Raw genomic sequence first — 16,095 nt, 5'->3', positions numbered from 1 at the left:
CCGTTCGTCGCTGCTTTTCTCCCTGCCTGGGCGCATCCGCGACTACAGTTGAAGTGTCACGCATTCGTTCAAAGACCGAAGGGAGTGTTGCCATGAGCCAGCTGTTCGAGCCCCTGACCCTGCGTCAATTGACCTTGCCCAACCGCATCGCGGTTTCCCCCATGTGCCAGTACTCGGCCAGTGACGGTCTGGCCAACGACTGGCACCTGGTGCACCTCGGCAGCCGCGCCGTGGGTGGCGCGGGGTTGGTCATCGTCGAAGCCACCGCGGTGGTGCCGGAGGGGCGCATCACCGACCGTGACCTCGGCCTCTGGCAGGACGAGCAGATCGAGCCCCTGCGCCGCATCACCCGCTTCATCGAATCCCAGGGCGCCGTGGCTGGTGTGCAACTGGCCCATGCCGGGCGCAAGGCCAGCACCTGGGCGCCCTGGCTGGGCAAGCCAGGCTCGGTGCCGGTCGCCGAGGGCGGCTGGATTCCCGTCGCGCCCTCGGCCATCGCCTTCGATCCCAAGCACGCCACGCCGACGCCGCTGAGCGAGGAGCAGATGGCCGAGGTGGTGCAGGCCTTCGTGCACGCCGCCGAGCGCGCCCTGGCGGCGGGTTTCAAGGTGGCGGAGGTGCACGCGGCCCATGGCTACCTGCTGCATCAGTTCCTCTCGCCGCTGTCGAACCAGCGCCGCGACCAGTACGGCGGTTGCTTCGAGAACCGCATCCGCTTCCTCCTCGAAGTGACGCAGGCGGTGCGTGAAGTCTGGCCGGAGCAGCTGCCGCTGTTCGTGCGCCTGTCCGCCACCGACTGGGTCGAGGACGGCTGGAACCCGGACGAGACGGTGGAGCTGGCGCGGCGCCTGAAGGCCCTGGGCGTCGACCTGATCGACGTGTCCTCCGGCGGCACCGCGGTCAATGCGGAAATCCCGGTCGGGCCGGGCTACCAGACGCAGTTCTCCGAGCGGGTGCGCAAGGAGGCCGAGATCGCCAGCAGCACCGTCGGCATGATCACCGCGCCGGTGCAGGCCGAGCACATCCTGCGCACCGGCCAGGCCGACCTGATCCTGCTCGCCCGCGAGTTGCTGCGCGAACCCTACTGGCCGCTCAACGCCGCCGAAGAGTTGGGCGGCGAAGCGGTGCCCTGGCCGCCGCAGTACCTGCGCGCGGCCCATCGCGGCACGCCGGCGCGCAAGCCGTTCGGCGACGCCTGAGGTCCGCTCGGCGCCCTTTCGGTGGGGAGGGCGCCCGGCGAACGGCAACGGGATGTGAAGTGGATCGCATCTCTGGGCATTGCTGCTATTCTTGCGATCGATACGTCAGGACGACGGATTTTTCTGTAGGAGATCGCATGGACGCCCGTGTCTCACCCACTGTCGTGCCGGAGTCGGAAATCGCCCTGCTGGCGAACATTCTGGCCATGGCTACCCGCAACATGTCCGCCATCAGCGCGCTGCTCAGCCAGCTCTCGCTGGAACTGGGGCGCAGCGCCGACCCCCATCTGCAGCAGGTCGGCCAGCGCGCGCTGGGCGATATCGGCCACTTGTCCGCGGCGCTGGACACCCAATGGGAGCTGATCGGCAGCCTGGCGCGCTTCTGCCCGCTGCTGGCGCGCACGCCGCTCGGCGGACAACCCCTGCTCACGGAAATCCACATCACCCAATTGCCGCGCCAGGGCTAGCCAAGGTGCGTTGATCGGGATCAGCCCTGACCTGCGCGCAGGCGTCTAGCCTTGCGGGGTCTGTCCAGAAAAGGAAAGCGGCCATGAAAGCCCTGATTTATCGCGGCGTTGGTGACATCGCCCTGGAAGAACGTCCCGATCCGCAACTGCAGGCGCCCGGCGATGCCGTGGTGCGGGTGCTCAAGACCACGCTGTGCGGCACCGACCTGCACATCATCAAGGGGGATGTGCCGACCTGTAAGCCCGGTCGCATCCTCGGCCACGAGGGCATCGGCGTGGTCGAGCAGGTCGGCGCGGCGGTCAGCCAGTTCAAGCCCGGCGACCGCGTGCTGATCTCCTGCATCAGCGCCTGCGGCAAGTGCGATTTCTGCCGCAAGGGCATGACCTCCCACTGCCGCACCGGCGGCTGGATTCTCGGCCATCTGATCGACGGCACCCAGGCCGAGAAGGTGCGCATCCCGCACGCTGACACCAGCCTCTATCCGATCCCCGCCGGGGTCGATGACGAGGCCATGGTGATGCTCAGCGACATCCTGCCCACCGGTTTCGAGTGCGGTGTGCTCAACGGCCGCGTGCAGCCCGGCGGCAACGTCGCCATCGTCGGCGCCGGACCGGTCGGCCTGGCCGCGTTGCTGACGGCGCAGTTCTACTCGCCGGCGCGGATCATCATGATCGACCTCGACGACAACCGCCTGGAGGTGGCGCGGCGTTTCGGCGCCAGCGATTGCATCAACGCCGCCGACAGTCAGTTGCTGGAGAAGGTCAAGGCGCTCACCGATGGCCTCGGCGTAGACAGTGCGGTGGAGGCGGTGGGCGTACCGGCGACCTTCAGCCTGTGCGAGAACATCATCGCCCCCGGCGGCGACATCGCCGTGCTCGGCGTGCATGGAACCTCGGTGCCGCTGCACCTGGAACGCCTCTGGTCGCACAACATCACCTTGCGCACCCGGCTGGTGGACGCGGTGACCACGCCGCTGCTGCTGAAGAGCGTGCAGTCCGGCAAGCTCGACCCACAGCAACTGATCACCCACCGCTTCGCCCTGGCGGACATCCTCAAGGCCTACGACACCTTCGGCAAGGCCGCGCAGAACAAGGCGTTGAAGGTCATCATCGACGCCTGAAGCCATTGCCTGCCGGGCGTGTCGGGGCGGCAGCTGCAGCGTTGCGTGTCATGCGCCCGTGGGCTGCGGCCGGTGGATAACGCCGGGGCGTTATCCACCGGCGGCGATCACTGCCCGGTGCGGGCCAGTTCGAAGGTCAGGCGCAGGGCCCAGGGTGCGTCGCTGTCGCCGACCCGGATCGGTTGCAGCAGGTCGACCCGGCCGCCTTTCTGCTGCTGCCAGGCGCGGCCTTGGGCGATCGCCGTGCGCGCCTCGGCGGGCAGATCGTCGGCCTTGTTGCCCAGGCGGGCCGGGTCGGCGTGGGTGACATAGGTGCCGGCGTTGGACAGCAGCTCGTAGCAGCCGTTGCCCATCGGCGTCAGCTTGCCCAGGCTTTCCTGCAACTGGTGCAGGGTGTAGTCGGCGCCGAGGATGCCGAGGAAGCGGCCGTTGTAGTACATCGGCGACATGAACGAGGTCATTAGCACGGTGCTGCCGGCCACGGTGTATTCGTAGGGCTCCATGAACACGTCGCGGCCCTTGTCGCGCGGCACCTGGTACCAGTCGCCGGAGCCATCGTTGCGCTCGTAGCCGACCAGGCATTCGCGCTGGAGCACTCCGCTGCCACGGTGCCAGTAGGCCATCAGGCGGCCGCTGTGGTCGTATCCGGGGGCATCGACGAACTCGCTGTCGCGGCCGTCCAGGGCGTCGGGCTCGCAGCCACAGGCGAAGGCCAGCAGATCGGGGTTGCGCGCCAGGTACTCCTGCATCACCGCGTCCACCTGCTCGCGTTGCGGACCGAAGTTGCGCGCTTTCATGCCGACAATGAAATTCTTCAGCCCATAGAGCGCCGTGGCCATCACCGCGAAGCGGCTCTCCAGGCGCTGCGCTTCGCTGGTCAGCAGCACGCGCGCGGTATCCAGCAGGCTGGAGTGCTCGGCCTGTTCGACATCGGCCAGGGCCTTGGCGCTCTCGTTGCGGATCGAGGCGACCACGGTGCCGATATCCGCGGTGGCGTTGGCCGACTGCGTGGCCAGCCGGCGCACCTCGTCGGCGACCACGGCGAAGCCACGGCCGCTTTCACCGGCGCGGGCCGCTTCGATGGCAGCGTTCAACGCCACCAGGTTGGTGTTCTTGGCAATCTGTTTGATCACCTCGGAAACCTTGCTGATTTCGGTCCAGCGAACGTTGAGGTCTGCGATCAGTAGCTTGACCTGGTCGATGGTCGAACGGGTTTCGTCGGTGGCGTCCGTTGGCTTGCTGGTAGAGCGTTGGGGCGTGCTGTGCATGGCGGCTTACTGGCTTGGCGGATCGTTCCTGATCCCCTCGGGCGGGGGCGTTTGCGGCAGTGATGATGCAATGAAAAACGGCGGTCCGTACGTTGCGGACCGCCGCGTGGGGCTTACCAGCCCAGTTGCTTGTGCAGGCCCAGGGCATCGTAATAGTCGCCCTGGTAGAGGATCTTACCGTCCTTGATCTTCACGAAGCTGACGCCATCGAAGGACAGCGGCTTGTTGGTCGCCGGCGTCTGCGCGTCCCAGGCGCCGGTGTTGGTGCCGCTGAAGGTCCACTGGAAGGCGATGCCGTCCTTGCTGACGATCGGGGTACCGTTCATTTTCCACTTCAGGTCCGGCACGGCGTTGACGAACACCTTGATCACATTGTCGCGCGCGGCTTCGCGGCCTTTCTGCGGGGTGCCCACGGTGACGTCGAAGTACTCCACGTCCTTGGCCATGTAGCTGGCCGCCTTCTCGGCGTCGTGGGCGTTCCACGCCGCCATGTAGGCGTCGACGATCTGTTTCGGCGTTTCATGGGATGAGGCGTTGCCGGCCTGGGCCAGGCTGGCGAACGTGAACAGCGACAGCAGGTAGAACGCTCTGACGAGGTGACGCATGCTTGCCTCCGTTGCGGGCGGGCCCGCGGGTGTCTGGGCCTCTGGCCCGGGTTCGGCGTGCTGGTGTCACTGCGCGCCAGCATGCCGCAATCGCTGCCGCCGGCGCCGCGCTTGCGGCGCCGGCGGGGCCGGACTCAGGCTGCTTCCTGGGCCAGGCCGGGGTTGCCGGTGTTCGCCTTGCCACTGATTTTCCAGGCGTCGCCGGCCGGGGCGGTGCCACGGTCGTAGGGCTTGCCGAGCCACATGTAGACCAGCCCGAGGCCGATCACGATGAGGGTCGTCAGGACCATCGCGTAGTTGATGTACCACGGCGACGCCGGGCTACGCGGCCAGGCCATGTTGACGATGGCGCCGAGGCCGTAGACCAGCGCGCCGATGTTGATCAGCGTGCCCCACTTGCCGAGGCTGAACTGGCCGCTCGGCACCCAGCCGCGGGCACGGGCGAACAGCGCGGCGACGACGATCATCTGGAACGCCAGGTAGATACCGATGGCGGCGAAGCTGACGATGGTCGCCACGGCATCCTCGAGGACGAAACCGAGGCTGATGATGCCCGCCGGGATCACGCCGCAGATCACCAGCGCCGGCACCGGCACATGGGTGTTCGGCGACAGGCGCCGCAGCAGCGCGCTACCGACGATCATCTCGTCCCGCGCATAAGCGTAGAGCAGGCGGCTGGCCGCGGCCTGCAGGCTGATCACGCAGGAGACGAACGACACCGTGACCACCGCCATCACCACGCGCGAGCCGATCGGGCCGAAGGCGTTGTTGAGGATGGTGCCGACCGGGTCGGTGTCGGCGCCGGAGATCACCTTCTGCATGTCCGGCACGGCGAGGATCAGCGCCAGGCAGGCGAACATCGCCGCCACGCCGCCGATGTAGATGGTCATGCGCATGGCCTTGGGAATGCGCTTGCTCGGGTTGGGGGTTTCCTCGGCGACGTCGCCGCAGGCTTCGAAGCCGTAGTAGAGGAACATCCCGGCCAGCGAGGCGGTCAGGAACGCCGGCAGGTAGGAACCCTCGGCGGCACCTATGCCGAAGGTGTCGAACAGTGCGCTGAACGGCTGATGACGCTCGAACAGCAGCAGATAGACGCCGACCACCACGGCGCCGGCCAGCTCGCAGAGGAAGCCGAACATGGCGATGCGCGCCAGGGTCTTGGTGCCGCTGAGGTTGATCAGCGTGGCCAGCAGGGTCAGCACCAGGGCGACGTAAATGTTAGTCGAGGCGCTGGGCGCGAAGCCGAGCATGGCGGCGATGTACGGGCCGGCGCCGACGGCGACCGCGGCGATGGTCACGCACAGCGCGCAGGCGTAGATCCAGCCGACCATCCAGGCCCAGCGCTTGCCGACCAGGCGGCGGGCCCAGGGGTAGACGCCACCGGAAATCGGGAATTGCGAAACCACTTCGCCGAACACCAGACAGACCAGCAACTGGCCGAGGCCGATCAGCAGGTACGACCAGAACATCGGCGGGCCGCCGGCGGCCAGGCACAGGCCGAACAGGGTGTAGACGCCGACCACCGGCGACAGGTAGGTGAAGCCGAGGGCGAAGTTCTCCCACAGGCTCATGCTGCGATTGAAGTTGGAGGTGTAGCCCAGCGCGCGCAGTTGTTCTGCGTCGCGGTCGGCTGCGGATGACACGCTCATGTGATTTTCCTCGTGTGTGGGCAGCGGTGTGAAACCGGCTGACGTCACCGTCTGCCTGCGCCCCTTTGGGCTGTTCTTGTTGTATGGAGCAACTGCTTCCCGTTGAGGAGACATCCCCCTCGCGGCCTGCGCGCCGGGTTGCGCGCAGGGTCGGGCCTCACGATGAAACACCCGAAGCTCCCCTGCCTCGGGGGACGAAGCCGCCAGGCCCCGTCGGGTATCGGGCAGACCCGCGCTGCCGGCGCCCGGGCCGACAGCGCGGATGCGCCGGATGGGCTTAGTGCTTGAACATCACGTGGCGGATGGCGGTGTAGTCCTCCAGGCCGTACATGGACATGTCCTTGCCGTAGCCGGAGTGCTTCACGCCGCCGTGCGGCATTTCGCTGACCAGCATGAAGTGCGTGTTGACCCAGGTGCAGCCGTACTGCAGGCGCGCGGCCAGGCGGTGGGCGCGGCCGACGTCGGCGGTCCACACCGAGGAGGCCAGGCCGTAGTCGGAGTCGTTGGCCCAGGCCAGCACCTGCGCTTCGTCGTCGAATTCGGTGACCGAAACCACAGGGCCGAAGATTTCCCGACGCACCACTTCGTCGTCCTGGCGGGCGCCGGCGAGCACGGTCGGCTCGAAGAAGAAGCCGGGGCCGTCGACGCGCTTGCCGCCGGTGACCACTTCGATGTGCGGCACTTGGCGGGCGCGTTCGACGAAGCCGGCGACGCGGTCGAGGTGCTGCTGGGTGATCAGCGGGCCGAGTTCGGTGCTCGGATCGTCCTGCAGGCCGTACTGGATGCTGCCCACGGCGGCGCCGAGCTTCTCGACGAACTTGGCGTAGACGCCTTTCTGCGCGTAGATGCGGCAGGCGGCGGTGCAGTCCTGGCCGGCGTTGTAGAAGCCGAAGGTGCGGATGCCTTCCACGGCGGCGTCGATGTCGGCGTCGTCGAAGATGATCACCGGGGCCTTGCCGCCCAGTTCCATGTGCATGCGCTTCACGCTGTCGGCGGTGCCGGCGATGATGCGGCTGCCGGTGGCCACCGAGCCGGTCAGCGAGACCATGCGCACTTTCGGGTGGGTGGTCAGCGGCTCGCCGACGCTCGGGCCGCGGCCGAAGACCATGTTGACCACGCCGGCGGGGAAGATCTCGGCGATGAGTTCGGCCAGCTTCAGGGCGGTCAGCGGGGTCTGCTCGGACGGTTTGAGCACCACGGTGTTGCCGGCGGCCAGGGCCGGGCCGAGTTTCCACGCGGCCATCATCAGCGGGTAGTTCCAGGGCGCGATGGAGGCCACCACGCCGATCGGGTCGCGGCGGATCATCGAGGTGTGGCCCGGCAGGTATTCGCCCGCGGCGGAGCCTTGCAGGCAACGGGCGGCGCCGGCGAAGTAGCGGAACACGTCAGCGATCGCCGGCAGCTCGTCGTTCAGCGCGGCGCTGTACGGCTTGCCGCAGTTGTTCGATTCCAGGCGGGCGAGTTGCTCGGCGTGGGCGTCGATGGCGTCGGCCAGTTTCAGCAGCAGCAGCGAGCGGTCTTTCGGGGTGGTCTGCGACCAGCCGTCGAAGGCGGCATCGGCGGCCTGCACGGCGGCGTCGACCTGGGCCGGGGTGGCCTCGGCGATTTCCACCAGGGTGCTGCCCAGGGAGGGGTTCAGGACGGCGAGTTTCTCGCCTTCGCCAGCGACCAGTTGGCCGTTGATCAGGAGTTTGGTTTGCATCGGTAAGTCCTCTTTGTCAGGAGCTTTGCGGCGAATTCGTCGGTATTTTTTTGTGTGGGGCCGCCAGTCATGGCAGTCCTGAGGGGTTCTGTGTCGCTGTCATTTCCCGCTCCCCGCCACGCCTTCGCCACCCTTGGTCAGGTAGTAGGCGCCGAGGATCGGCAGCATGGTCACCAGCATCACCAGCATGGCCACCACGTTGGTCACCGGGACGTCGCGCGGGCGGGTCAACTGGTTGAGCAGCCAGATCGGCAGGGTGCGTTCGTGACCGGCGGTGAAGGTGGTGACGATGATTTCGTCGAAGGACAGCGCGAAGGCCAGCATGCCGCCCGCCAGCAGCGCCGAGCCGAGGTTCGGCAGGATCACGTAGCGGAAGGTCTGCCAGCCGTCGGCGCCGAGGTCCATGGAGGCTTCGATCAGGCTGTGCGAGGTACGGCGGAAGCGCGCGATCACGTTGTTGTAGACGATCACCACGCAGAAGGTCGCATGGCCGATGACGATAGTCAGGAAGCCCGGCTCGATGCCGAGGGTCTTGAACGCCGAGAGCAGCGCGATACCGGTGATGATGCCGGGCAGGGCGATCGGCAGGATCAGCATCAGCGAGATGCCTTCCTTGCCGAAGAAGTCGCGGCGGTACAGCGCGGCGGCGGCCAGGGTGCCGAGGACCATGGCGATCAGGGTGGCGATGCAGGCGATCTTCAACGACAGCTCGATGGACTCCAGCACGTCCTGGCGAGCGAAGGCGACGCTGAACCAGTGCAGGGTGAAGCCCTGCGGCGGGAAGCTGAAGGCCGCGTCTTCGGTGTTGAAGGCATACATGAAGATGATCAGGATCGGGAAGTGCAGGAACACCAGCCCGCCCCAGGCGGCCGCTTTCAGGCCCCAGGAAGCTTTCTCAGAGTGCATCGAAGGCCCCCAGACGTTTGACGATGGACAGGTAGACGGCGATCAGCACGATCGGCACCAGGGTGAAGGCGGCGGCCATCGGCATGTTGCCGATCGCGCCCTGCTGGGCGTAGACCATGCTGCCGATGAAGTAGCCCGGCGGGCCCACCAGCTGCGGCACGATGAAGTCGCCGAGGGTCAGCGAGAAGGTGAAGATCGAGCCGGCGGCGATGCCTGGGATGGACAGCGGCAGGATCACCTGGAAGAAGGTCTGCCGCGGGTGCGCGCCGAGGTCGGCCGAGGCTTGCAGCAGCGACGGCGGCAGGCGCTCCAGGGACGCCTGGATCGGCAGGATCATGAACGGCAGCCAGATGTAGACGAACACCAGGAAGCGCCCCAGGTGCGAGGTCGACAGGGTGTTGCCGCCCACGCCCGGCAGGCCCAGCAGCAGGTTCAGCAGTCCCTCCAGGCCCATGTGCTGGACGAACCACTGGGCGACGCCGCCCTTGGCCAGCAGCAGGGTCCAGGCATAGGCCTTGACGATGTAGCTGGCCCACATCGGCATCATCACCGCGATGTAGAAGAAGGCCTTGGTCTTGCCCGTGGTGTAGCGCGCCATGTAGTAGGCGATGGGGAAGGCCACCGCGCCGCTGGCGATGGACACCGCCACGGCCATCAGCAGGGTGCGCTGGATGATGTCGTAGTTGGCCGGGGCGAACAGCGAGGCGAAGTTGGCCCAGGTCAGCTCCGGCGTCACCGTCATGGTGAAGTCGTCGAAGGTGTAGAAGCCCTGCCACATCAGGGTCAGCAGCGAGCCCAGGTAGATCGCGCCGAACCACAGCAACGGCGGCACCAGCAGCAGCGACAGGTACAGGTTCGGCTTGCGGTAGAGCAGGTTCGACAGGCGCCGCAGCGGGCCATTGCCCGCCACCGGCGGCGCGGCGTTCAGCGTCAGTTCCATCTCAGGCACCCTCGTGCAGGGCCACCATGGCCTCGCGCGCCCAGCGGGCGGTGACGCGCTGGCCCGGCTGATGGGCGACGGCGGCGGCATCCCACTGGTTGTTGGCCTGGCTCAGGCAGAGGTTCTGGCCGTTGTCCAGGCGGATCTCGTAGCGGGTCGCCGCGCCCTGGTACTGGATGTCGTGCAGCAGGCCGCTGATTTCCACGTCCGAGGGATTGCGCTCGCCCTGGGCGAAACGGATGTGCTCCGGGCGGATGGAGAACGGCCGGGCGTTACCGGTGATCAGCGTGGCGAGATCGCCGCGCAGCACGTTGGAGGTGCCGACGAACTCGGCGACGAAGGGCGTGGCCGGCTGCATGTAGAGATTGCGCGGGGTGTCGACCTGCTCGATGCGGCCCTTGTTGAACACCGCCACGCGGTCGGACATCGACAGCGCTTCGCTCTGGTCGTGGGTGACGAAGATGAAGGTGATGCCGAGCTGGCGCTGCAGCTTCTTCAGCTCGCTCTGCATCTGTTCGCGCAGCTTCAGGTCCAGCGCGCCGAGCGGTTCGTCGAGCAGCAGCACGCGCGGGCGATTGACCAGGGCGCGGGCCAGAGCCACGCGCTGGCGCTGGCCACCGGAGAGCTGTGCCGGCTTGCGCGAGCCATAGCCACCGAGGGCGACCATGCCCAGGGCTTCTTCGGCGCGCTTGAGGCGCTCGCCCTTGGCCACGCCTTTCACCTTCAGGCCATAGGCGACGTTCTCCAGCACGTTCATGTGCGGGAACAGCGCGTAGTCCTGGAACACGGTGTTCACGTCGCGCTGGTAGGGCGGCAGGCCGGCGGCCTCCTCGCCGTGGATGCGGATGGAGCCGGCGCTGGGCTGCTCGAAGCCGGCGATCAGGCGCAGGCAGGTGGTCTTGCCCGAGCCCGATGGGCCGAGCATGGAGAAGAACTCGCCGTCCTTGATATCGATGGACACCCGGTCAACGGCTTTCACCTCGCCGAACTGGCGGGAAACCTCGGTGAATTGAACAGCGGGGGTGGTCATGTTGCACGCTCCAAGGGGCAGGGCGTCGAGGCGCGATGGCCCCGCCCGGAAATCTGAATTCGGGTGAAACGGGATAAACAGGGAAACGTCATGTCGTTCAGGCCGCGTCGCGAGCAGGCCCGCCGGACGCAGGACGGGGCGGGCTCGGCGAAACCCATCGGCCGCGGGCCGATGGCAATCGCCGCGCTCGTTCCATCCCGCGCTCGGCGAACCGCCCCGGGCTTCCGCTCAGGGCTGCTCGTCAACTGGCGGGATGACGCTTAGCGGCCGCCCATGATGCCGATGTAGTCCTGGGTCCACTTGCTGTAAGGCACGAACTTGCCGCCTTCGGCCTGCGGGGTCTTCCAGAAGGCGATCTTGTCGAACTGGTCGTAGCCGTTGGTGCTGCAACCTTCGGCGCCGAGCAGTTCGCTGGCCTTGCAGCCGGCCGGGGCCGCCGGTACCGAGCCGAACCAGGCGGCGACGTCGCCCTGGACCTTCGGCTCCAGCGACCAGTTCAGCCACTTGTAGGCGCAGTTCGGATGCGCGGCTTCGGCGTGCAGCATGGTGGTGTCGGCCCAGCCGGTGACGCCTTCTTTCGGGAACACGGTGGCGATCGGCTGCTTGTCGGCCTTGAGCGCGTTGGCCTGGTACGGCCAGGAACTGGACGCGGCCACGCCCTCGTTCTTGAAGTCGCTCATCTGCACGGTCGCATCGTGCCAGTAGCGGTGGATCAGCTCATGCTGCTTGCGCAGCAGGTCCAGCACGGCGGCGTACTGCTGCTCGTTGAGCTGGTAGGGGTCCTGGATGCCCAGGGCCGGCTGGGTGGCCTTCAGGTAGAGCGCGGCGTCGGCGATGTAGATCGGGCCGTCGTAGGCCTGTACGCGGCCCTTGTTCGGCTTGCCGTCGGGCAGGTTCTGCGCCTCGAAGAGCACGCTCCAGCTATCCGGCGCCTTGGGGAAGACCTTGGTGTTGTACATCAGCACGTTCGGGCCCCACTGGTAGGGCGCGCCATAGGTCTTGCCGTTGACGGTGTACCAGGGCGCGTCTTTCAGGCGCGCGTCGACGTTCTTCCAGTTGGGGATCAGCTCGGGGTTGATCGGCTGCACGCGCTTGCCATAGATCAGGCGCAGGGAGGCGTCGCCGGAGGCGGTGACCAGGTCGTAGCCGCCCTTGGCCATCAGGCTGACCATCTCGTCGGAGGTGGCGGCGGTCTTCACGTTGACCTGGCAGCCGGTGTCTTTCTCGAACTGGGTGACCCAGTCGTAGGCCTTGTCGGACTGGCCGCGTTCGATGTAGCCCGGCCAGGCGATGATGTCCAGGCGGCCTTCGCCGGCACCGACGGCCTTGGCGGCGTCGGCGGCCTGGACGCCGGCGCTGGCCAGCAGGGCGGTGGTGATGGCGCTCAGCAGTGCGGTCTTGCGCATCGGGTGTCTCCCTCGTTGTTGTCTCTATTGGTGGGGCAGTCGCAATAGGTGTCGTGGCCTCTGCGGGCCTTTTCTTGTTGCTTTACAACGGCGCCGGCCGGGGCGGGCCGGCGCCGCTTTCAACCCAGTTCCTGACCGTGGCGGGCCATGATGTGGCGCACCACGCTGTAGTCCTGCAGCGAATCGCTGGACAAGTCCTTGCCGTAGCCCGAGCGCTTCAGGCCGCCGTGCGGCATCTCGCTGGCGAGCATGAAATGGGTGTTGATCCAGGTGCAGCCGTACTGCAGGCGGTTGGCGATCTGGAAGGCCTTGTCGAGGTTCTGCGTCCACACCGAGGAGGCCAGGCCGTACTCGGAATCGTTGGCCCAGTCCACCGCCTGCTCCAGCTGCTCGAAGCGGGTCACGGTGACCACCGGGCCGAACACCTCGCGCTGGACGATCTCATCCTGTTGCTTGCAGCCGGCCAGCAGGGTCGGCTGGTAATAGAAGCCGGGGCCGGAGTGCACGGCGGCGCCGGTGATGCGTTCGATGTGCGGTTGGCCGAGGGCGCGTTCGACGAAGCTGGCCACGCGGTCACGCTGGCGCGCGCTGATCAGCGGGCTGATCTCGTTGTCCTGGTCGCGCTTGCGAGCGAAACGAATGCTCGCCACCGCTTCGCCGAGTTCGGCCACCAGGCGGTCGTGGATGCCGGCCTGGGCATAGATGCGGCAGGCGGCGGTGCAATCCTGGCCGGCGTTGTAGTAGCCGTGGGTGCGGATGCCCTGGACCACGGCATCGAGGTCGGCATCGTTGCAGACGATCACCGGCGCCTTGCCGCCCAGTTCCAGATGGGTGCGCTTCAGAGTGCGCGCGGCGGCCTGGAGGATCTTCTGCCCGGTGACGATATCGCCGGTCAGCGAGACCATGCGCACGCGCGGGTGGCTGACCAGGTGGCTGCCGACGCTCTCGCCGCCGCCGCAGACGATGTTGATCACCCCGGGCGGGAGAATGTCCGCCAGCGCCGGGGCCAGCGCCAGGATCGACAGCGGCGTGTGTTCGGAAGGCTTGAAGACCAGGGTGTTGCCGGCGGCCAGGGCCGGAGCGATCTTCCACGCCGCCATCATCAGCGGGTAGTTCCAGGGCGCGATGGAGGCCACCACGCCGACCGGGTCGCGGCGCACCATGCTGGTGTGTCCGGGGATGTATTCGCCGGCCAGTTGGCCTTGCTGGCAGCGCACCGCGCCGGCGAAGAAGCGGAACACATCGGCGGTCGCCGGAATATCGTCATGACGCGCCAGGTGCAGCGGCTTGCCGCAGTTCAGCGCTTCCAGACGGGCGAGGCTGTCGGCGCGCTTGTCGATGGCGTCGGCGATGGCCAGCAGGATGCTGGAACGCTGTGCCGGGGTGGTCCGCGACCAGGCCGGGAAGGCACGATGCGCGGCCTCGATGGCCTGTTCGAGCTGATCCAGAGAGGCGTCGGTGACCTTGACCAGGGTCTCGCCGCTGGTCGGGTTGAGAATCGCCTCGGGCATGCCCTGGCCAAGCGTCAGCTGACCATCGATCAGCAGCTCGGTGTAGAGGGTCGGGGTGCTCGCAACGGCGTTCATCTTCGCGGCTCGGGTCTTCTCTGTCTTGTTCTCGGTGGCCATGTGCATGCTCCGGGGAGGGCGGTGCCCGGAACTGGCCCTTTATATGGATCGAGAGACTAGAGTCCGGGCTTGAGGTCGACAAATTCTAAATACTGAAAGCAGCCTTCGATTAAATCGAAAGCCGCTTGCTGTTCGGCTGCTCGCGGGCGACGGTCAGGAATGGGTCCACCAGCGCCGGTCGCGCGGTGCCGCGACGCCAGGCCAGACCCACGTCGAGCGGCTCGCTGAGGTCCACCAGCGGCCTTGCCTCGATGATGTCGCCTTCCAGCGACCAGGGCCGGTAGGTCATGTCCGGCTGGATCGACAGACCGAGGCCGGCCGCCACCAGGCTACGCACCGCTTCCACCGAGGCGGTGCGCAGCGTGACCTGCGGCACCAGCCCGGCGCGCGACCAGATGCGCTGGGTGTGCAGGCCCATCTCGTCGGCGTTGAGCTGGATCAGCGGCTCGCTGGCGATGTCCGCCAGGGCGATACTGTCGCGCTCCAGCAAGGGATGCTGCGGCGGCAGCCAGAGGCGGTGCGGCGAGTGGGTCAGCACCTCGGTCTGCAGGGCGTGGCGGTCTTCCAGGTTGGACAGGATAAGCACGCCGACATCGATCTCGCCGCTGACCAGCAGGTGTTCGATATAAGGCCGCTCGTCCTCCACCACGCGCGTCTGCACGTTGGGGTAGGCGCGCTGGAAACGGTTGATCAGGTCGGCCAGGTAATAGCCGGCGACCAGGCTGGTCACGCCGATGGTCAAGTGCCCGGCGACCTGGTCGGTGCTCTGCTGCAGGCTGCGCTTGGCGTTCTCCACGGTGGCCAGGATCAGGTGCGCCTGGCGCAGGAACTGATGGCCCTGGTGGGTCAGCGTCATGCCCTTGGCATGGCGCTCGAACAGACGCACGCCGATCTCTTCTTCCAATTGCTGGATGGCCAGGGTCAGCGTCGACTGGGAAATGAACACCGCCTGGGCGGCAGCGGAAATCGAACCGGTCTCGGCGACGGCGATGAAATGGCGAATCTGGCGCAGCGTCATCATGGGGCGGTGGACCGCAGGCTGAATCGAAGAGGGCAGGGTGCCGCCATCGCGGGCGGCATTCCAGGGCTATTCGATAGGCTTTATCGAAAATCTATAGGAGCATTCTTTTAAATAGAATGAAAGTTCTGATTCCAGTGCTTCCGTAGGATGGCGTTGAGCGAAGCGATACCCATCAATGGCGCTGGCTCGTTTGCTCCTGCGTTGCTGGTGCCAGCGGGCCCCGCCGGCGATCGCGCGCAGGCGGCGTTCCTCGACAAATGGCCGGGAAAACGCTGACAGATATTGCCGTCTGAGTGCCCCCCTGCTCATGGCGATTTCCTACTCGGGGGCTGTGCTAGCGTCAGCCGCGCATTGCCCATCAGCCGCGACACCACAGGAAATACGCGATGAACACCAGTGATCTGCTCGAACAACTGCTGCGCGCCGGCCAGGCGTCGCTGACACAACAGGGCGCCAACGCCCAGGCACATGACGCCGGACTGGGCGGCCTCGGAGGGCTGCTCGGTGGTCTTCTCGGCGGCAGCGGCGCTGGTGTGGGTGGCTTGGGCGGGTTGCTCGGCGGCCTGCTGGGCGGCGCGGGCTCCCTGGGCGCCGCGCGCGGTGGCGCGAGCTACACCGCCCTGGCCTCGCTGGGCATGCTCGCCTTCCAGGCGTTCCAGAGCTGGCAGCAGCAACAGGCCAGCGCGCCACAGCCGGCACCGCGCACCCTCGACCAGCTCGACGGCAGCGAAGCCGAAGCGCACAGCCACGCCATCCTCTGCGCGCTGATTGCCGCAGCCAAGGCCGACGGCCGCATCGATGAGCGGGAACAGCAGGCCATCTACGCCGAAATCGCCCGCCACGCCGACGAGCCGGAACTGCAAGCCTGGCTCGATGCGGAAATGCGCAAACCCCTGGTCGCCGCCGACGTGGCCCGCTTAGCCAGCGATCCCGGCATGGCCGCGGAAATGTACCTGGCCAGCGTGCTGCTGGTGGACAGCCAACAGGAAGCCGAACGCACCTACCTGGACGAACTGGCCTATCAGCTCAAGCTCGACCCCACCCTGCAAGCGCATCTGGAACAACAGGCCAAGGGCGGCCAGGCTGGCTGAATGCCGGCCCACGGGGCCGTGGGATGGGCCAGGCACAACGACGGGAATCGCTGCGCTCGACC

General features: G+C 67.0%; 14 protein-coding genes and 1 pseudogene. 4 read left to right on the top strand and 11 right to left on the bottom strand.

The window, feature by feature from the left end; all coding sequences use genetic code 11:
- Positions 1-92 precede the first annotated feature (92 nt).
- From BLQ74_RS04775 to BLQ74_RS04765, 3 genes are all read left to right on the top strand, one after another.
- Positions 93-1,199 carry an NADH:flavin oxidoreductase/NADH oxidase gene (locus BLQ74_RS04775; RefSeq protein ID WP_090261401.1) on the top strand — a complete coding sequence of 369 codons (1,107 nt, stop codon included), beginning with the start codon at positions 93-95 and terminating at the stop codon, positions 1,197-1,199.
- A gap of 137 nt (positions 1,200-1,336) precedes the next feature.
- Positions 1,337-1,666: a hypothetical protein gene (locus BLQ74_RS04770; protein WP_090261400.1), complete on the top strand. Its 330-nt coding sequence runs from the start codon at positions 1,337-1,339 to the stop codon at positions 1,664-1,666.
- Positions 1,667-1,749: 83 nt separating this feature from the next.
- Positions 1,750-2,787, top strand: a complete 1,038-nt coding sequence (locus BLQ74_RS04765) for a zinc-dependent alcohol dehydrogenase family protein (protein WP_090261399.1) — start codon at positions 1,750-1,752, stop codon at positions 2,785-2,787.
- Between the two features lie 107 nt (positions 2,788-2,894).
- On the opposite strand, the gene BLQ74_RS27900 is transcribed toward BLQ74_RS04765, so the two are convergent.
- From BLQ74_RS27900 to BLQ74_RS04715, 11 genes and pseudogenes are all read right to left on the bottom strand, one after another.
- The gene (locus BLQ74_RS27900; RefSeq protein WP_425287481.1) at positions 2,895-3,761 is read right to left on the bottom strand and encodes a cache domain-containing protein; all 867 of its coding nucleotides are present in this window, start codon (positions 3,759-3,761) and stop codon (positions 2,895-2,897) included.
- A pseudogene (locus tag BLQ74_RS28065) lies at positions 3,759-4,055 on the bottom strand (methyl-accepting chemotaxis protein); the annotation flags it as partial. The gene BLQ74_RS27900 and the pseudogene BLQ74_RS28065, both read right to left, overlap by 3 nt.
- A gap of 113 nt (positions 4,056-4,168) precedes the next feature.
- Entirely contained in the window at positions 4,169-4,660 is a 492-nt protein-coding gene (locus BLQ74_RS04755) for an ester cyclase (protein ID WP_090261397.1), read from the bottom strand.
- 134 nt (positions 4,661-4,794) lie between these two features.
- Entirely contained in the window at positions 4,795-6,309 is a 1,515-nt protein-coding gene (locus BLQ74_RS04750; RefSeq protein ID WP_090261396.1) for an APC family permease, read from the bottom strand.
- Between the two features lie 277 nt (positions 6,310-6,586).
- Positions 6,587-8,011, bottom strand: coding sequence for a gamma-aminobutyraldehyde dehydrogenase (locus BLQ74_RS04745; protein ID WP_090261395.1), 1,425 nt, complete (start codon positions 8,009-8,011; stop codon positions 6,587-6,589).
- A 99-nt stretch (positions 8,012-8,110) separates the two neighbouring features.
- Complete coding sequence (locus tag BLQ74_RS04740; protein ID WP_090261394.1) at positions 8,111-8,917, bottom strand: ABC transporter permease; 807 nt, start codon at positions 8,915-8,917, stop codon at positions 8,111-8,113.
- Complete coding sequence (locus tag BLQ74_RS04735) at positions 8,907-9,857, bottom strand: ABC transporter permease (RefSeq protein ID WP_090261393.1); 951 nt, start codon at positions 9,855-9,857, stop codon at positions 8,907-8,909. The genes BLQ74_RS04740 and BLQ74_RS04735 overlap by 11 nt, the downstream gene beginning before the upstream one ends.
- 1 nt (position 9,858) lies before the next feature.
- Positions 9,859-10,887, bottom strand: a complete 1,029-nt coding sequence (locus BLQ74_RS04730) for an ABC transporter ATP-binding protein (RefSeq protein WP_090261392.1) — start codon at positions 10,885-10,887, stop codon at positions 9,859-9,861.
- Between the two features lie 260 nt (positions 10,888-11,147).
- On the bottom strand, positions 11,148-12,293 hold the full coding sequence (gene ydcS, locus BLQ74_RS04725; RefSeq protein WP_090261391.1) for a putative ABC transporter substrate-binding protein YdcS: 1,146 nt from the start codon (positions 12,291-12,293) through the stop codon (positions 11,148-11,150).
- 119 nt (positions 12,294-12,412) lie between these two features.
- Positions 12,413-13,921, bottom strand: a complete 1,509-nt coding sequence (locus BLQ74_RS04720) for a gamma-aminobutyraldehyde dehydrogenase (protein ID WP_090261390.1) — start codon at positions 13,919-13,921, stop codon at positions 12,413-12,415.
- Between the two features lie 109 nt (positions 13,922-14,030).
- Entirely contained in the window at positions 14,031-14,942 is a 912-nt protein-coding gene (locus tag BLQ74_RS04715) for a LysR family transcriptional regulator (protein WP_090261389.1), read from the bottom strand.
- A gap of 386 nt (positions 14,943-15,328) precedes the next feature.
- Between BLQ74_RS04715 and BLQ74_RS04710 the strand changes: the two genes are divergently transcribed.
- The gene (locus BLQ74_RS04710; protein WP_090261388.1) at positions 15,329-16,033 is read left to right on the top strand and encodes a DUF533 domain-containing protein; all 705 of its coding nucleotides are present in this window, start codon (positions 15,329-15,331) and stop codon (positions 16,031-16,033) included.
- Positions 16,034-16,095 lie beyond the last annotated feature (62 nt).

The sequence above is a fragment of the Pseudomonas panipatensis genome (genome assembly GCF_900099785.1).
Lineage (GTDB): Bacteria > Pseudomonadota > Gammaproteobacteria > Pseudomonadales > Pseudomonadaceae > Pseudomonas > Pseudomonas panipatensis.
The sequence above is the reverse complement of the archived record's forward strand: the minus strand, read 5'-3'. Positions and strand labels throughout refer to the sequence as shown.